Consider the following 16625-nt stretch of genomic DNA (forward strand, 5'->3'; position numbering starts at 1 on the left):
TAATGAAAATTTCATCTCATAATTACGCTTAATAAAAAATAGATTGGTAAAAATATCATTATTCTAATAAAAGGTGTGAATTTATGAGTTCAAAATATTGCCATGAATCACGTTCAGCATTAACTGTTCGAGTTTTCCCTACTGACCTAAACAATCACCAAACATTATTTGGTGGAAAAATTCTTGCTGACATGGATATGACTGCTTCAATTACTGCTTCTAAACATTCAAGATTGAAATGTGTAACTGCTTCGATCGACCATGTAGACTTCTTACATCCTGTTACAGAAGAGGATTGTATCTCTTATGAATCCTTTGTCGTCGTTACAGGAACTTCATCTATGGTAATCTTCGTAAAAGCGATTGCAGAGAACTTGATTACAGGCAATCGCCGCGTTGCAGCTGCTTCATTTTTAACATTTGTTGGAATGAAAGATAATAAAACGGTACCAGTTCCAACGATCATTCTTGAAACCGAAGAAGAACGAGAACTTGCTGAAATAGCAAAAGTAAGAATCGAAAATCGTAAAAATAATAAACTAATTAGTAAAAACATTGAATCGATTATCTCTACGAAACCTTTAAAATTAAAACAAAGTGATGAGTAAATTAATTTGTTCCTAAATAAAAAAGAAACTGAGAAATTTTCTTCAGTTTCTTTTTTTCTAATTATGATTAATGCGTAGAAACACCAGATACCCCATGGCCAGTATTAGACTTCACAAGAATTTCATCAAATTTAGCTTCATTTTCTTTCCTACTTGATAGAATTGTACCTAAATAAGCAGCTATGAATCCTAAAGGAATCGATATAATCCCCGGATTCGTTAAATTAATTAATGGATCTCCAACAAAAATGGCTTTTCCTTCTATAGGACTCCAAATATTTGGACTTATCGCTACTAGTATGATTGCAGATAGTAATCCAGTTAACATACCAGTAATTGCGCCAGTCGTATTAAAACGTTTCCAATAGATTGTAAAGAGTATGACTGGTAAGTTCGCACTTGCAGCAACAGCAAATGCTAAGGATACTAAAAAGGCAACATTTAATGTTTGTGCAAATATTGCAAGTAAGATTGAGATTAAAGCAACTCCAATCGATGCATATCTAGCCATTGAAACTTGCTCTTTTTCAGTTGCTTTACCTTGTTTAAAGATTTCATTGTAAAAATCATGTGCAAAGGCAGATGCAGCAGTTAATACTAGCCCTGCTACTACTGCAAGTATAGTTGCAAATGCTACAGCTGAAACAAAGGCAAATAAAAAGTTACCACCTAATACTTCAGCTAAAAGTGGCGCCGCCATATTTCCTGCTGGATTTGCTTTTATAATCTCAGAATTTCCAACAAATGCAGCTGCCCCAAATCCAAGGAAAATGGTCATGATGTAAAATGCTCCGATTAACCAAGTTGCATAAACGACTGATTTTCGTGCCGTTTTCGCATCACGCACTGTAAAGAAGCGGACCAGTATATGAGGTAATCCGGCAGTTCCAAGAACAAGTGCTAAATTTAATGAAATTGTATCTAATCCATTTGTGTATTTTACACCTGGATTTAAAAACGAGTCCTTTAAAGGAGTTGCCGTTCTCATTTGACTAAACATTTCATTAATGTTGAAATTAAATTTAGCAAAAACGATGATTGAAATGACTAATGTTCCAAGCATTAGAAGGATTGCCTTTACGATTTGAACCCAACTAGTAGCCCTCATACCTCCAAATATTACATATACAGTCATTAATATACCTACTATTAAAACAGCTGTCGTATAATCAATTCCAAGTAATAATTTAATCAGTGCACCAGCACCAACTAGTTGTGCAATCATATAAAAGATTGAAATCGTCATTGTGTTTAACGCGGCTACCCCTCTTACTTTTCTTTGATCAAATCGCGCAGCAATCATATCTGCTAACGTGTATTTTCCAAGATTTCGTAAAGGCTCTGCTACTAAATATAAAACGACTAAATATGCAACTAAAAATCCGATGCTATAGAAAAATCCATCGAATCCAGTTAAAGCGATCGCACCTGCAATTCCTAAAAAGGATGCTGCTGACATATAGTCACCTGCAATTGCAAATCCATTTTGCCATCCCGTCAATCCACCGCCTGCTGTATAAAAATCTTTCGCATCTTTTGTTTTTTTAGAAGCGAAATATGTAATAACTAGCGTTCCTAGTACGATAATTAAAAATAATGTAAATGCCGTCGTATTCAAACTTCCTCCCCTCCTTTATTTAACTTTTCCAATACACCATCAGCCATTTTGTCAAAGGATTCAGCTTTCTTACTGTAAATCATACATAATACCCATGTCATAACAAATTGAGCAAATGCAAAAATCCAAGCCCATGTTACCTCCCCAAATGCTTTTGTATTTAGTGCTTTAGAATAAGAAGTCATTAATGGTAATGCAATGTAAAAACAAAAAAAGAATAAAGACATTGGTAGAATAAACTTTCTTTTTGCTTTCAATAACTGCTTAAACTCATCAGATTTTGCCACTTCCGAGTATTTGCTTTGAGTTATACTCGTACTAGAATTTTTGTCCAATTCCATCATCATACTCTCCTTTCAAGTTTTTATTTCTTGAAAAATTTGAAGATATTATTGCAATTAAAATGAAAGAATATTCAGAAACTAAGATAATTTTATATCATTTTGATCCACTTTAATAAATGTTTTCGATAGACAAGAATTAACAAGTTCTAATGATTAAATTTTTTTTTGTAAAATTTGAGTACAAACTGAAGTTGAAATACAAGAAACACACGCTAACTTACAAACCTAAAACAGATTTAGACATTTTTTAAGTAATTCAATGAATTTTTTGTCAATAAAAAAATCCCTCTTTTCAGATGAAAAGTAGGGATTCTTCACATTTAAGTGATGACTTATAAAACTTTCTCAAGGAATAACTTAGCACGATTTGTTTTTGGTCTTGTGAATAATTCGATTGGAGTTGCATCCTCAACTAGATTTCCTTCGTCTAGGAATAGAATTCGATCTGCAACTTCCTTTGCAAAACCCATTTCATGTGTAACGATGACCATTGTCATACCAGTATGAGCTAATGATTTCATTACTTCAAGTACTTCTTTTACCATCTCTGGATCTAAAGCTGATGTTGGTTCATCAAATAGCATTACTTTAGGTTCCATTGCAAGTGCTCTTGCTATAGCTACACGTTGTTTCTGACCACCTGAAAGTTTAGGTGGATATACGTTTGCTTTTTCAAGAAGTCCAACTTTTTCAAGAAGTGCCTTTGCATTTTCTTCTGCTTTAGCCTTACTCATACCTTTTACATTAATCGGGGCATACGTAATATTTTCTAGTACTGTCATATGTGGGAACAAATGAAAATGCTGGAATACCATACCTACTTCTTCACGAATTTTCATTATATTACTTTTAGGATTTGTAATTTCAATATCATCCATCCAAATTTCACCATCTGAAGGAGTTTCTAATAAATTCATACAACGCAAAAATGTAGATTTACCAGAACCAGATGGGCCAATTACAGCAACTACAGACCCTTGTTCAATTATAGTTGTGATTCCTTTTAATACATGAACATTTCCAAAGCTTTTATTTAAATTAGTAATTCTAATCATTTGTACGCATTCTCCTTTCAACAGATTTTCCTAGAAGTGATAGGATCATAATGATAATGTAATAGATTGCAGCTACAAAAATAAGTGGTTCCATAAATGAGTAAGTTTCCCCACCTACTAAGAATGCTCTCCTCATTAAATCAGATGCACCAATTACTGTTACCATTGCTGATTCCTTCGTTAACGTAATAAACTCATTCATTAAAGCTGGTAAAATATTTTTAAATGCTTGAGGTAAAATAATTTTTGACATCATTTTACGGTAAGGGATACCTAAAGCTGAAGCAGCTTCTTGTTGACCTTTATCTACTGCTAGTATACCTGCACGGATGATCTCTGATACATAAGCTCCTGAATTCAAACCAAAAGCCAATACCGCTGCGGGGAACTTTTCGATATCGAAACCAATTAATTGTGGTAAACCATAATAAATAATCATTAATTGCAAAACCATCGGTGTTCCACGAAAAATTGAAGTATAAAAATCAGCTAATACAACTAACCATTTTGCACGGCTAATTTTCATTAATGCAAGTAAAATTGCTAAAACAAGACCTAATAAAATTGAACAAACAACTACTAATAGTGTTAATTTTAATCCAGCCAATATATATGGAATTGAAGGGACAATTTGAGAAAAATCTAAGTTCATATTGTAGTACTCCTTTACTATTTGTCTTTTAAATTGCAAAGTTTATATTCGACAAAGTCTGTTTAGATAAAGAGCACTGGTTTAGAAACCAATGCCCTTTGTTTCATATAATTCATATCCAATGGATTGCTCATATTCTGTTAATGCTTCATCTAAGATAGCTAACCCATCATCAATTTGATTCTTCGTAACTGTTAATGGTGGAATCATTCGGATTACTTCACTGTTGTTACCACAGAAGTAGAATAAAACACCTTTTTCCAAAGCAAGATCAAGAATTTTAAATAAACCATCACCGTTTGGTTCTTTTGTAGCTGGATTAATGATTTCAATGCCGATCATTAAACCAATTGAGCGAATGCTTCCAATTACCGGATGCTTTTCTTTTAAAGCATTCAGTTTTTCTACTGCGTAAGCTCCAACTTCTTTCGTATTTTCTAAAAGCTTTTCTTCTTTAATAATTTCTAAAACAGCCAGTGCAGCTGAACAAGCTATTGGATTACCTCCAAATGTTGTTCCATGACTACCTAGTGGCCACTGTTTCATTAGTTCATTTGATGCTACAGTAGCACTTAAAGGAATACCATTTGCAATACCTTTTGCAATTGCCATAATATCTGGCGTTACATCAAAAGTATGTGCAGCAAACCAATCCCCTGTACGTCCAAATCCAGTTTGAACTTCATCAAAAATTAGTAAAATATTATTTTTATCACAGATTTCTCGTATTTTCTTTAACCATGCTTTAGGTGGTACTATATATCCACCTTCACCTAGAACTGGCTCTACAATAACTGCAGCTACTTCTTCTGGTGTTACTTGATGATTAAATAAACGTTTAAAATCTTTTTCTAATTGCTCTACTGCATATTGTTCTTCATCATAACCTTCAGGGCATTCTGAAACATTTGCATAAGGAATTTGATAAGAGCCTGTTGGTTGTAAAAATTTTCGATACTTACTTTTTGAAGTCGTAACGCTTAATGCTCCCATAGAACGGCCATGGAAACAACCAATAAATGAAACAATATATGGACGTTTAGTAGCATGTTTAGCTAGCTTAATCGCACCTTCAATCGCTTCAGTTCCACTATTACCAAAAAAGAAAGTATCTAAGTTACCAGGAAGAATTTCAGCCAACTCATCTGCAAGCTTTAAAATCGATTCGTAAATAATAACACCCGATGGACCATGTGCTAAAGAATCAGCGCCATCTTTAATTGCCTGTACTACTTTGGGATGACGATGTCCAACATTTGTAGTAGCAATACCAGATGTAAAGTCTAAGTATTCTTTACCATCTACACCATAGTAGTAACACCCTTCTTCCTTTACAACAGGTAAGTTAGGATGATCCTTTGCCATGCTTGGCGCAAGACGTAAAGGCATTTTTTCTAATAAGTGACTCCAATCTTTCTCCATCAATAATTCCTCCCCTGATTACAACAAAAACTTATCATTTCTAAACATCTGCCATACCCGATAGGTTTATCTTTTAAACTATTAAAATCTTACCAATTACTTCAATTCACCGAACCATTTTTTAATTAATTTATCAACAGTTCCATCTTCTTTTAATTCTTTTAGTGCTTTTTCAAATTTAGGTGTTAATTTACTACCTTTTGGAAGAGCTACTGCTGAACCTGATTGTTCAAAGAACTCTTGCATTAATTCACCTTGCATTTCAGGTAATTTATTTAGATATCCACTAGCTACAGATTGTTCAATAACAACAGCATCAAATCTTCCCGCTTTTAATTCTTCTACCATCTCTGGAATACGGTTTCTGTTTTCAACTTTAAATCCAATCTTTTTAGAAACTTCAATTGCTTTTGTTTCTTGAATTGAACCAGCTTGTACACCGACTGTTTTTCCTTTTAAATCTTCAACACTTTTAATGTTTGAATCTTTATTTACAACTATTTCATTTTGATCAGTGAAATATGGTTCAGTAAAATCTGCATTTTTCGCACGCTCAGGTGTCTTTTTCATACCGGCCATAATAAAATCTACTTTATCTGCATTCATCGCAGTAATTAATGAGTTAAAATCAATATCTTTTACTTTAATTGTGTATCCAGTTTTTTTACCAAGCGCTTTAGCTAGATCAACATCAAACCCGACTATTTTGTCATTTTTTGTGTCAATAAATTCATAAGGCTTATAATCCGCACTTGTTCCTAAGATTAAGGTTTTATCATCTGACTTGTTACAAGCAGATAACATTCCAATTGATAATGCTGATGCAGCTAAAACTCCGACTATTTTTTTCATTAATGCTTCCCCCTAATTTTTGTAAAATTCAAACTTATTATTTCTATTATCTTTTTTAGTATTCTATTAAACAACCATTTTTTTCGAATGAATAATTATTCTACAAAATGAATTTTAACACATACTAATAAATATGCAACTATATTTTTCAGTATTTCGACAAAAAAATTAGATATAGCTTAATTTTACAGGGATATTATAATAAAATTTTTTTTATTAATATTCATTATGTTTATATATTTATTCATTCAATTGAATGAGTTTATTGTTATTAGACTTTTCAAATCTTTCAAAAAGTTTTCGACAAATCTCGCAAATCACTACATTTTTTATGAGTGAATACTTGAATCCCCCCAAATTTAAGCGTTTTCAACATTATTCTTAAAAAAAATACCATTTTGGAAATGGTATTTTCATAAAAATGATTACATTATTCATTTATAAATTATTTTATTATATTAAAACTTCCTCTTCTATTACTACATCAACAACCTTATTCTCCTTATAATAAAAGGAATAATGATGATTTTGCTCGTTTTTTAATAGTATTGGAAGAAAATAAGGAATACACTCACCTACTCCTTGATTTTTTACATCTAATACCCAATCAATTTTTTTCCAATCTAAAATTCCTTCATCTGTTTTTAAAGGCGTATCATATTTTAAGCGATTAGAAACCTCGGCCAGGAATACATACATACCTCCGAAATCCGCATCTTCTTCATGCCAGGTCACTTTACCTTTATAAGTTATATCTTTCAACTCAATCTGTATTCCGGTTTCTTCTGCAATCTCTCTTTGAACGGATCTTTCGATTGTTTCCCCTTTTTCTATTTTTCCACCAACACCATTCCAAATTCCCATTGTAGGAGCATTTATACGATTTAACATTAATAGTTCATCATTTCGTTTGATAAAACATAAAGTATATTTCACAAATTCCCACTTACCTTTCAAACATTTTAGCAAATTTTATTTCTATTAATTATGGCATAATTTGCTATTAATTTGTTTGCAAAACAACTTTACTAATTATTTAGAATATTTTAAAATTTAATTAATATATTAGAACTACAAAGGAGAGGTGTGTTGTGGATCAATCAAATATTATCGATTTAAACCAGTATAGAAAATTTAAAAAACATAGATCAGAATCCTTCGCTTTTCGCGTAAAATTTGATGAAACGGCATATAAGGATGCATTAATGTTATTAATTTTTACATGCTCTTTAGCTGTATTATCTTTCTTTTTTATCTTTTATTTTATTTACAAAATAATTAATTAAAACGCTTCATTTGAATTATAGTTTACATAATAATAATATTATGTACAAAAAAAGTACAAAAATTTATGNNCATAAATTTTTGTACTTTTTAATTAAATTTCTTCACAAAATTGATCGAAGTAATTTTGAAGTTTTTGAATGACTTGCATTGGATCATGACCTTCAATTTCATGACGCTCAACCATCGCTACAAGCTCACCGTCTTTTAAAAGTGCAAATGACGGAGATGATGGTGCTTTACCAGTAAAAAATTCACGAGCTCTTGCAGTAGCTTCTTTATCTTGCCCAGCAAACACAGTTACTAATTGGTCAGGTCTTGCATCATAGTGCACTGAATGTGCTGCTGCAGGACGAGCAATACCACCAGCACAACCACATACTGAGTTTACCATTACAAGTGTAGTGCCTTTCTTTTCTAGAGCTTGCTCTACTTCCTCAGGTGTTTTTAACTCTGCATAACCAGCCGCTACGATTTCTTGACGTGCAGTATGGACAACATCATTCATAAAAAAATTAAAATTCATATTCATTTCATCTACTCCTTACATGCTTTTTTTCATCTTACCAATTTAGCGGCTATTAATTCAAGCTTTTGAACCTGCTAGTTTTATTATTTCAAATGAATCTTTTAACGCCGTAATTATTCATCCACTAACTCTACAATTAAATTCGGTAAATGAGCTAATGTAGATATGGCGTATTGGTAATCTTCATTTAATTCTTCAACAACACGTATAACAGTGACGAAAGGATTTTTTACGACAAACTGATCAATCTTTTCCACATCACCTGCAATAAATAAAACTTTTGCATCAATTTTATTTTTTAATCCGATTGAATGTAATGTGGATAATACATTTTTCATTAGCTCTTCTTCTTGCTCACTAGCACCTTCTAATATTATACAGTCCCAACTTAATAACTTAAGCTGATCAAAAAGAAGTTCGTCCATATCTCTCCCTCCATATCGCTTGTTTATACAAATATATGAGGAAATGAACGAAAGCATACTTTAATAGTATGAAATCAAAAAACTCTAATATTTAAGCTTCTCCGATGCCAAATGCCAATACTACTAAGAAGAAGAAAATGCATGTGACAATATTTAGGACTACGCCAAGAATAATATTTGTAAGTTTTTTTGAGAGGAATGCAAAAATTACCCCTGTTACTGATAAGATTAAGAAACATAAAAGGAATATGCCTAGTTGTTGAGGGTGATCATTAATAAAAAGAGCTATAACTATACTGATACCAACCATCATTAAAGAAAGCCAACCAAATTTATTCAATATAACTCACCATCCTAGCTATTTTTATTCTTACATTAAATGTATCACAATTTGTTACTGGAAATGAATGGAAAAAATACTTAATCTTACAAAAAAAGAACGCTTATTTGCGTTCTTTTAAGAATTAACAGTTAATTTTGTATCCGATTCAACCTTGACTGCATTTCTTTTTTGAAAAAGTCGATTTACAAAATACATCATTGGAAAACTTATAAAAGCGATTGCACTAATAATAACAAATCCACGTCCGCCATTTTCATATCCGAAGTAAGCTAATAAACTTCCACCAAGCGCTGGACCGAAAACGAAACCGAGTTTTGAGAATCCCATTGCCCCAAAATAAGTTCCCTTTAATTCTTCTGGAGCAAGCTGATCGACAAATACATCTGTAAATGTAAATGCAAATATTTCGCCTACAGTTAACACTATCATAACGATTGCTAATAAGAAAAAGTTTGTAAATAATCCAAATCCAGCAACAGCTAAACTAACAATCACATTACCAATCATCATCGATACAGTAGGTGAAAAATTCTTCATTCTACTTACAATTGGGAATTGAAGTATGACTACAGTTACTGCATTGATTGTTGTCAAATACGCATACAGTTTAACCCCATTATGAAACTGTGGTGCATTCGCAAAATATTGAGACATTGTTGAAAAGCTTTGTGAATAACCGAGTCCATAAAAACAGATTGTTAGAATCGTTAAAGCAAAGATGATATCCTTACGTAAAATTGAAAACGACGCCTTCATCGAAACTTTGTTAGATGCTGAAGCAGACTTACCTTCTCCAATTTTATACTTTGATAACATAAATAATAATGTTAAACCATAAAAAAAGTACACAATCCCAGATAATACAAATGGCAATGTGCTTTTTGAGCTTCCTAGATATAAACCAACTAAAGGACCTACTGCAACTCCAACATTAATAGCGGCATATCGCAAATTAAAGACTAACAGTTTTGATTTCTCGTCGGTTAAATCAGAAAGTAAAGCTCTTGAAGAAGGTTCGAAAAATGATGAACAAATATTTAAGATCGAGTTCAGCACAAAAAACCAGGCGAATGAATTTCCTAGTCCAAAACCAACTAATGTAATAGACCATAAGAAAATACTCGATAATAAAATAGTTTTCCTTCCAATACGATCAGAAAGAGTTCCTCCTATAAAACTGAAAAATACCCCTAAAAAAGATGAAACTGTTAACATAAGCCCAACCATTGCAGGTGAGATATGTTTAACTGAAGTTAAATAAATAGCTAAAAACGGCATACTTACTGTGCTAGCAAATCTAACGAATAACGTTCCAATAACGATATTCCAAGCAACAGGATGTACGGCAGATAAATTTTTAAACATCTTATCCCCCCTAATTCTCTAAGATGTCACATATTTGTAAATTATCTTACAAATGTTACAGTTTGTAAAGATTTTAGTTCAGGGATCTAAAATTGAGCTGGAGGTTGTGTAAAGGAAAAAGGTATAGCATGAAGCCATGGAAAAGAGGGCTATAGAGAAGAGGAGTGATATCCTATTCCCTATTGTTTTTCATATTTCGATACAGATTGTCTTTTAATATTGCCATGAATCGGTTTTTACTATTATCAATCACTTCGAAGCCGTATTTGCGGTATAAGTTGTGAGCATCTCTTGTTTTAAGCATGAATGTCCTTACTGTTGATAGTTTTTCATAACCCATGATTTCTTCCATAAGCCATTTTGATAAGCCTTGTTTACGGTATTCTGGGAGAATAAATACGTCTGCTAAATAAGCAAATGTGACGCCATCTGATACTACTCTTGCGAAGCCTACTTGGGTAGAATCACTTTCTCCTGGTTTCCCCGTGTAAACACCAAAACAGAATGATCCTTTGATAAATCGATCAATATATTCGTAAGGAATTTCATTTGCCCAATATGATTCTTTGTCTAAAAAGTTATAAATAACGTCTCTGTTTAATAATTCTTTATTCGTTGATATGTAATAACCATTTTGTTCAACTAGCATAAATTCCACCTCCACCCATTTTTAAAAAATACAGAATTTTATAATTATTAATTTTATCATAAATCACTAAAAAAGAGCTATTTTATAATTCAGGATAGAGGCTCAATTTTATTGAAAAAATAACTTGTTTAATTACATGGGGTATCTCGATGGCGTTTGTCATTATGCGTGATTTTATTTTTCCTTTATTATAGATAATTTGCGTAATTCATCACTATTTTTGTACACAGAAGAAAGAATTTAGAAAAAACCTAATTGAATGGGTCTATTTTCGACTATTATTAAGTTAAAATACGATAACCGGTATGGGTAATTTCTTATTTTATTTGCGATACTGTGGGATTTAATTGCAGTTTCACTAATTTTAATTGCAATTTTGCTTTTTTTAATTGCGGTTTTGCTATTTTTATTTGCAGATTCTCTATTTTTATTTGCACCTACACTTTTAATTGCTGTTTTACTAATTTTATTTGCAGTTTCCCTATTTTTATTTGCAGATTCTCTATCTTTATTTGCACCTCCCACGACGATCAAAATAACATAAAAAAAGAGGCCGCCCTAATGACAACCTCTTTCGTTTATAAATTAATATACATTCGTATTTTCTTTTGTTGTATTTTCTAGGATTTCTTTTACTCTTCCTAAGAATTTACCACAAATGAATCCATCAAGTACACGGTGATCAAGTGATAAGCATAGGTTAACCATATCACGAACACCAATCATTCCGTTTACAACAGCTGGACGTTTTACGATGCTTTCAATTTGTAAAATTGCAGCTTGTGGGTAGTTAATGATACCCGCGCTTTGAACACTACCAAATGATCCAGTGTTATTTACTGTGAATGTGCCACCTTGCATTTCGTCTGATTTTAATTTACCAGTACGAACTTTTGTAGCTAATTCAGTAATTTCACGTGCGATACCTTTGATTGTTTTCTCATCAGCATTTTTAATTACTGGAACAAATAATGCATCGTCTGTTGCAACAGCGATCGATAAGTTAATATCTTTCTTTTGGATGATTTTGTCTCCAGCCCACATTGAATTAATCATTGGGTATTCTTTAAGTGCTTGCGCTACAGCTTTAACAAAGAATGCGAAGAATGTTAAAGAGAAGCCTTCTTTTTTCTTGAAAGAATCTTTCAGGCTGTTTCTGTAATTTACTAAGTTTGTAACATCTACTTCGATCATCATCCAAGCATGTGGAGCTTCATGTTTACTACGTAACATATTTGATGCAATTGCTTTACGTACGCCTGTAACTGGAATTTCAATATCACCAACTGCTGTTGGAATAACAGGTGCTGGTGCTGCAGCAGGTGCTGTCGCTACTTGGGCAGCAGGAGCAGTTTGTGCTACAACTGGTTGAGCTGGAGCTTCAACTGCAACAGGTGCTGGTGCCGCTTGTGGTACACCATTTGCGATTGCATTTAAAACGTCTTTTCGAGTAACTCGACCTTCATTTCCTGTACCTGGAATTAATGAAAGATCAAGATTATTTTCTTGTGCTAAACGAAGTACAGCTGGAGAAAAACGTACTTTACCAGACTCATCAGTTTTAGCAATAGTTTGAACCGGTGCAGCAGCTACAGGAGTTTGTGCTGGTGCTACAGGTGCTACTTTTTCAGCTGGTTTAGTTTCTTCGATTGTTGTAGCAGCCACTTCACTAGAAGCTCCTTCAACTTCAATCGTACAAATGATTTCACCAACAGCTAAAGTTTCACCTTCATTTGCGATTAATTCTTTAATCACACCAGAAAATGAAGATGGTACTTCAGCATTAACTTTATCTGTCATAACTTCAGCAAGTGGATCGTATTTATTTACACGATCTCCTACTTTTACTAACCAAGTACTGATTGTACCCTCTGTTACACTTTCACCTAATTGAGGCATTTTAATATTTTCGATCATCATTATGTCCCCCTTTTTCAAACAGTGCCATTAAAATGCTGCAAGTTCTCTAGCCGCTTTTTCTACTTTATCTGGATTAACCATGAAGAATTTTTCCATTGTTGGAGAATAAGGCATTGCCGGAACATCAGGGCCAGCAAGGCGTGCGATTGGCGCATCTAATTCAAATAAGCAATTTTCAGCAATAATTGCTGCAACTTCGCTCATTATACTTCCTTCTTTATTATCTTCAGTTACTAATAAAACTTTTCCTGTTTTAGAAGCAGCTTCGATAATAGATTCTTTATCTAATGGATAAATTGTACGTAAGTCTAAAACATGTACAGAAATACCATCTTGAGCTAATTTTTCAGCAGCTTGAAGAGCAAAATGTACACATAATCCATAAGTGATGATTGTGATATCTTCACCTTCACGTTTTACATCAGCTTTTCCAATTGGAAGTACATAATCAGTTTCAGGTACTTCACCTTTAATTAAACGATAAGCACGTTTATGCTCAAAGAAAATTACTGGGTCGTTATCACGAATTGCTGCTTTTAATAAACCTTTTACATCATAAGGAGTAGAAGGCATTACAATTTTTAATCCTGGTTGACCTGCAAATACCTTCTCAACAGATTGAGAGTGATATAGTGCACCGTGTACACCGCCTCCATAAGGAGCACGAATTGTAATAGGACAAGTCCAGTCATTGTTTGAACGATAACGAATTCTTGATGCCTCAGAAATAATTTGGTTTACTGCAGGCATAATGAAATCAGCAAATTGCATTTCAGCTACTGGTCTAAGTCCGTACATTGCAGCACCAATACCAACACCAGCAATTGCAGATTCTGCAAGTGGTGTATCTAATACACGATCCTCACCAAATTGATCATAAAGACCGTGAGTCGCTTTAAATACTCCACCTTTTAATCCAACGTCTTCCCCTAATACAAATACCTTTGGATCGCGTTCCATTTCCTCTTTTAACGCTAAAGTTACTGCATCAATATAAGACATTACTGCCATATTGTCCTACCCCCTCTTATTCTTCGTAAACAAACTTCAATGCATGCTCAGGTGCTGCATATGGAGCGTTTTCTGCGTAGTCAGTTGCTTCATCAACGATCGCACGAATTTTTGTATCTAATTCTTTTTCTATATCTTCTGTTAATACACCAACTTCATGAAGGTATTTCGCAAATGTAAACAAGCAATCTTTGCTTTTTGCTTCTTCTACTTCTTCACGAGAACGGTAAATACGATCATCATCATCACTTGAGTGTGCAGTTAGTCGATAAGATACAGCTTCGATTAATGTTGGACCTTCTCCACGACGAGCACGGTCAACTGCTTCTTTTGTTACACGATAAACTTCTAAAGGATCATTTCCATCAACAGTGAAACCAGGCATACCGTATCCAATTGCACGATCAGATACTTTTTCACATGCTAATTGCTTCTCAATAGGTACTGAGATAGCATATTTGTTATTTTCACACATGAAAATTACTGGTAACTTATGTACACCAGCAAAGTTTGCACCTTCATGGAAATCACCTTGGTTAGAAGAACCTTCACCAAATGAAACCCATGAGACAATGTCTTTACCTTCCATTTTTGCAGCTAGTGATACACCTACAGCGTGAGGTACTTGAGTTGTAACTGGAGATGAACCTGTAACGATACGATTTTTCTTTTGTCCAAAATGACCTGGCATTTGACGTCCACCAGAGTTTGGATCTTCTGCTTTTGCAAAACCAGAAAGCATTAATTCTTTTGCTGTCATTCCGAATTGTAAAACAACACCCATATCACGGTAATATGGTAATACGTAATCTTTTGTATTATCTAATGCATAAGCTGATCCAACTTGAGCTGCTTCTTGACCTTGACAAGAAATAACGAACGGAATTTTACCAGCACGATTTAATAACCACATACGCTCATCAATTCGACGTGCCATTAGCATTGTTTCATACATACTAAGAACGTCATCATTTGATAGACCAAGCTGTTCATGACGGTTTGAAGTTGTAACCTTTTCCATAAATATCCCCCTTTTACCACATACATGTGTGGAAGCGTTTTAAATCATTATAGTGATGAAATGTAGAGATTGCTCTCTACATTTCAATTTTTTAAATTAAGAGTGAATTGCTAATCCTTCTACAGCAAGTGCTGCTTCTCCAATAGCTTCAGATAATGAAGGATGTGGATGAATTGTATGAGAAATTTCCCAAGCAGTTGCATCTAATACTCGTGCTAAACCAGCTTCAGAGATCATATCAGTTACATGAGGTCCAATCATATGAACACCAAGAAGATCATTCGTCTCTTCATCAACAATTATTTTAACAAATCCATCATGCTCACCATAAACTAAAGCTTTACCGATTGCACGGAATGAGAATTTTCCTTTTTTAACTGTATAACCTTTTTCTTTTGCTTCACGCTCAGTTAAACCAACAGATGCAACTTCTGGATTACTATAAACACACTTACTAACCATTGTTGGATCTAATGGAAGTGGTGAATTGCCTACAATATGCTCAACTGCAATTGTACCTTCTCTAGAAGCAACATGTGCTAATTGTAAGCCACCAATTACATCACCAATCGCATAAATATGTGTTTCTTTAGTTTGGTAATTAGCATTTGTTTGAATAAATCCATTTTCAACTACGATCTCAGTATTTTCTAAACCGATTCCTTCAACATTCGCTTGACGGCCAACAGATACTAACATTTTTTCAGCAGTGAAAGATTTCTCAGTATCTTTGTGAAGTGCATTAATTCTTACACCGTTATCGATTACTAAAGTTTCAGCTAAAACTTTTGCATCAGTAACTAATTTAATTCCTTTTTTCTTTAATAATCTAGTCATTTCTTTAGAAATTTCTTCGTCTTCTAAAGGTAAAATTGTTTTACTATACTCGATTACTGTTACCTCAACACCAAAATCTGCTAACATTGAAGCCCACTCAATACCGATTACACCGCCACCAACGATAATAATTGACTCAGGAAGTGACTCCATTTTTAACGCCTCATCAGATGACATTACATGCTCACCATCAATAGTTAATCCAGGTAAAGACTTTGGTCTTGAACCAGTTGCGACTAATACGTTCTTAGGAATTAGCATTTCGTTCTCGCTACCATCGTTCATTTCTACTGAAATTGTTCCTGGCATTGGAGAGAAGATTGAAGGACCTAAAATACGTCCTAAACCATTGTATACATCAATTTTCCCTTGTTTCATTAAGTGCTCAACACCTTTATGAAGCCCGGCTACGATATTTTCTTTTCTTTGTTGTACTTTGCTAAAGTTTAATGTTACGCCTGATGTTTCAACACCAAACTCTTCACTTTTCTTAGCAGTTGAAAAAACTTCTGCACTACGTAATAATGCTTTACTTGGGATACATCCTGCATGTAAGCAAGTTCCACCTAGTTTATTTTTTTCTACTACCGCTACTTTTAATCCTAATTGAGAAGCACGAATAGCAGCTACATAGCCGCCTGTACCGCCACCGAGTACGACTAAATCATATTCTGTTGCCATGATGAAATT

General features: G+C 33.6%; 18 protein-coding genes. 1 reads left to right on the plus strand and 17 read right to left on the minus strand.

Annotated features, from left to right (window positions below; genetic code table 11):
* The first annotated feature begins 83 nt into the window (after positions 1 to 83).
* The gene (locus COJ46_RS12175; protein ID WP_097974541.1) at positions 84 to 608 is read left to right on the plus strand and encodes an acyl-CoA thioesterase; all 525 of its coding nucleotides are present in this window, start codon (positions 84 to 86) and stop codon (positions 606 to 608) included.
* Positions 609 to 675: 67 nt separating this feature from the next.
* Here the strand turns inward: COJ46_RS12175 and COJ46_RS12180 are convergent, their stop codons facing one another.
* The 17 genes from COJ46_RS12180 to lpdA form a co-directional block, all read right to left on the minus strand.
* Positions 676 to 2226, minus strand: a complete 1551-nt coding sequence (locus COJ46_RS12180) for a solute symporter family protein (RefSeq protein ID WP_097974540.1) — start codon at positions 2224 to 2226, stop codon at positions 676 to 678.
* Complete coding sequence (locus COJ46_RS12185) at positions 2223 to 2567, minus strand: DUF485 domain-containing protein (RefSeq protein ID WP_097974538.1); 345 nt, start codon at positions 2565 to 2567, stop codon at positions 2223 to 2225. Before COJ46_RS12185 ends, COJ46_RS12180 begins: the two co-directional genes overlap by 4 nt.
* 335 nt (positions 2568 to 2902) lie before the next feature.
* Positions 2903 to 3625, minus strand: a complete 723-nt coding sequence (locus COJ46_RS12190) for an amino acid ABC transporter ATP-binding protein (RefSeq protein ID WP_097974536.1) — start codon at positions 3623 to 3625, stop codon at positions 2903 to 2905.
* Positions 3618 to 4277, minus strand: coding sequence for an amino acid ABC transporter permease (locus COJ46_RS12195; protein ID WP_097974534.1), 660 nt, complete (start codon positions 4275 to 4277; stop codon positions 3618 to 3620). The genes COJ46_RS12190 and COJ46_RS12195 overlap by 8 nt, the downstream gene beginning before the upstream one ends.
* A gap of 81 nt (positions 4278 to 4358) precedes the next feature.
* Positions 4359 to 5699, minus strand: coding sequence for an aspartate aminotransferase family protein (locus COJ46_RS12200; RefSeq protein ID WP_097974533.1), 1341 nt, complete (start codon positions 5697 to 5699; stop codon positions 4359 to 4361).
* A gap of 96 nt (positions 5700 to 5795) precedes the next feature.
* Complete coding sequence (locus COJ46_RS12205; protein ID WP_097974531.1) at positions 5796 to 6551, minus strand: transporter substrate-binding domain-containing protein; 756 nt, start codon at positions 6549 to 6551, stop codon at positions 5796 to 5798.
* Between the two features lie 453 nt (positions 6552 to 7004).
* Positions 7005 to 7487, minus strand: coding sequence for an NUDIX hydrolase (locus COJ46_RS12210; protein ID WP_286133473.1), 483 nt, complete (start codon positions 7485 to 7487; stop codon positions 7005 to 7007).
* Positions 7488 to 7929: 442 nt separating this feature from the next.
* A complete protein-coding gene (locus COJ46_RS12220; protein WP_097974528.1) occupies positions 7930 to 8367 on the minus strand; it encodes a BrxA/BrxB family bacilliredoxin in 438 nt (145 codons plus the stop codon).
* A gap of 110 nt (positions 8368 to 8477) precedes the next feature.
* Positions 8478 to 8789: a hypothetical protein gene (locus COJ46_RS12225; RefSeq protein ID WP_097974526.1), complete on the minus strand. Its 312-nt coding sequence runs from the start codon at positions 8787 to 8789 to the stop codon at positions 8478 to 8480.
* Positions 8790 to 8880: 91 nt separating this feature from the next.
* A complete protein-coding gene (locus tag COJ46_RS12230; protein ID WP_097974524.1) occupies positions 8881 to 9129 on the minus strand; it encodes a hypothetical protein in 249 nt (82 codons plus the stop codon).
* 117 nt (positions 9130 to 9246) lie between these two features.
* Positions 9247 to 10497: an MDR family MFS transporter gene (locus tag COJ46_RS12235; protein ID WP_097974522.1), complete on the minus strand. Its 1251-nt coding sequence runs from the start codon at positions 10495 to 10497 to the stop codon at positions 9247 to 9249.
* 172 nt (positions 10498 to 10669) lie between these two features.
* Entirely contained in the window at positions 10670 to 11146 is a 477-nt protein-coding gene (locus tag COJ46_RS12240) for a GNAT family N-acetyltransferase (protein ID WP_097974521.1), read from the minus strand.
* 240 nt (positions 11147 to 11386) lie between these two features.
* The gene (locus tag COJ46_RS12245) at positions 11387 to 11671 is read right to left on the minus strand and encodes a hypothetical protein (protein WP_141437766.1); all 285 of its coding nucleotides are present in this window, start codon (positions 11669 to 11671) and stop codon (positions 11387 to 11389) included.
* Positions 11672 to 11731: 60 nt separating this feature from the next.
* Positions 11732 to 13066 carry a dihydrolipoamide acetyltransferase family protein gene (locus COJ46_RS12250; protein WP_097974517.1) on the minus strand — a complete coding sequence of 445 codons (1335 nt, stop codon included), beginning with the start codon at positions 13064 to 13066 and terminating at the stop codon, positions 11732 to 11734.
* A gap of 27 nt (positions 13067 to 13093) precedes the next feature.
* Positions 13094 to 14077 (minus strand): alpha-ketoacid dehydrogenase subunit beta, encoded by a 984-nt coding sequence (locus COJ46_RS12255; protein WP_025671106.1) that lies wholly within the window; start codon positions 14075 to 14077, stop codon positions 13094 to 13096.
* Positions 14078 to 14093: 16 nt separating this feature from the next.
* Positions 14094 to 15098: a thiamine pyrophosphate-dependent dehydrogenase E1 component subunit alpha gene (locus COJ46_RS12260; protein ID WP_097974515.1), complete on the minus strand. Its 1005-nt coding sequence runs from the start codon at positions 15096 to 15098 to the stop codon at positions 14094 to 14096.
* Positions 15099 to 15194: 96 nt separating this feature from the next.
* A complete protein-coding gene (gene lpdA, locus COJ46_RS12265; protein WP_097974513.1) occupies positions 15195 to 16616 on the minus strand; it encodes a dihydrolipoyl dehydrogenase in 1422 nt (473 codons plus the stop codon).
* Between the last annotated feature and the right edge of the window lie 9 nt (positions 16617 to 16625).

It is taken from the genome of Bacillus sp. AFS077874 (genome assembly GCF_002566505.1).
Taxonomy (GTDB): domain Bacteria; phylum Bacillota; class Bacilli; order Bacillales; family Bacillaceae_G; genus Gottfriedia.